The 1,332-nt window shown below is 65.5% G+C and carries 1 protein-coding gene and 1 other annotated feature; the gene reads right to left on the bottom strand.

Annotated elements, in window-relative coordinates; genetic code table 11:
* Positions 1-33: 33 nt before the first annotated feature.
* A protein-coding gene (locus ACLFMI_RS26740) for an IS3 family transposase (RefSeq protein ID WP_410950734.1) occupies positions 34-1,280 on the bottom strand; the annotation gives its coding sequence in 2 pieces (ribosomal slippage) (positions 34-998 and positions 998-1,280; 1,248 coding nt in all).
* Positions 871-999: a sequence feature (AL1L pseudoknot), on the bottom strand. (Overlaps the previous gene by 129 nt.)
* Positions 1,281-1,332: the final 52 nt, after the last annotated feature.

Here is a 1,332-nt window from a genome sequence, read left to right as displayed (position 1 = left end):
TGTCAAGTCCCGGGTTTGGTAGAGGCTCGGTTCTCACGCTCCGGCGGGTTGCCGGGCGGCCTCGGTGGCGGCGTGTAGGGCTTCGTGCTCCACGGGTGGGATCAGGCCGAGCTCGCCGTGGAGGCGGCGGTGGTTGTACCAGTCGATGTACTCGGCGACCGCCAGCTCGAGGTCGTCGATCCCGCGCCACGGCCCTCGGTTGCGGACAAGTTCGGCTTTGAACAGGGAGTTGAACGCTTCCGCCATCGCATTATCGTAGGAATCCCCGACCGACCCGACCGAGGCGACTACGTCGACCTCTGCGAGACGTTCGCCGTAGCGGACGGCGACATATTGCACGCCGCGGTCGGAATGGTGTATCAACTCGGTAAGATCGGCGCCGTCACGTTGACGGGTCCAGATCCCCATGTTCAAGGCGTCCAGGGCCAGATCGGTGTACAAATTCCGCGATAGCTGCCAGCCGACGATCCGGCGGGAGAACACGTCCATGACGAACGCCGCGTACACCCAGCCGGCGAACGTGCGGACATAGGTGATGTCGGCGACCCACAGACGGTTCGTCGTGGACGCGGTGAAGTCCCGGTCGACCAGGTCCGGGCGCAGGTCCAGGCCGCTACCGCGGGTCGTCGTGCGAGGTGCCCGCAGTCGGGAGACGCCGCGCAGCCCGCTGGCGCGCATGAGCCGCTCCACCGTGCATCGAGCCACCTGTCGACCGTTCACACCGCCGTCGCGGCGTAGCTGCGCCCAGATTTTCCGACTGCCATACACGCCGAAATTCTCCCGATGCACCCGTTCGATCTCCTTCAGACTCTCGGTATCGGACAGTGAACGCGCTGACGGCGGGCGCGTTCTCGACGCATGAAAAGTACTCGGGGCAATCTTCACGCCGGCCTCCTTGAGAACCGCGCAGATCGGCTCGACCCCGAACTGGGTTTTGTGGACTTCGATGTAGTCGAGGACTACCTGCTGGGGCGGTCGAGCTCCGCCGCGAAGAAAGCTGAAGCCGACTTCAGGATGGCGTTCGCCCGCCGCAACTCCCGGACCTCACGCTCCAACTCCGCGAGCCGAGTGGCGGCATCGGTCGTCGTGCCCGGCCGGGTGCCGGCGTCGATCTCAGCCTGCCTCACCCAGCCTCGCAGCGTCTCTGGGTTGATCCCCAACTGCTCGCCGATGCGTCGGTACACGTTCCCGCCCGGGCCTGCCGGGTCAGCCTTGGCGTCCAACACGAGCCGGATCGCTCGTTCCCGCAGCTCATCGGGGTACTTCCTCGGGGCGACCATCGGTCGATCATCCTCCTGGCTTGATGATCTCCATCAAACCCGGGACGAGACA

It is taken from the genome of Pseudonocardia nantongensis, from assembly GCF_046546495.1.
GTDB lineage: Bacteria > Actinomycetota > Actinomycetes > Mycobacteriales > Pseudonocardiaceae > Pseudonocardia > Pseudonocardia nantongensis.
Note: the sequence above shows the minus strand (reverse complement) of the source record. Positions and strands in the feature narration are given on the sequence as shown.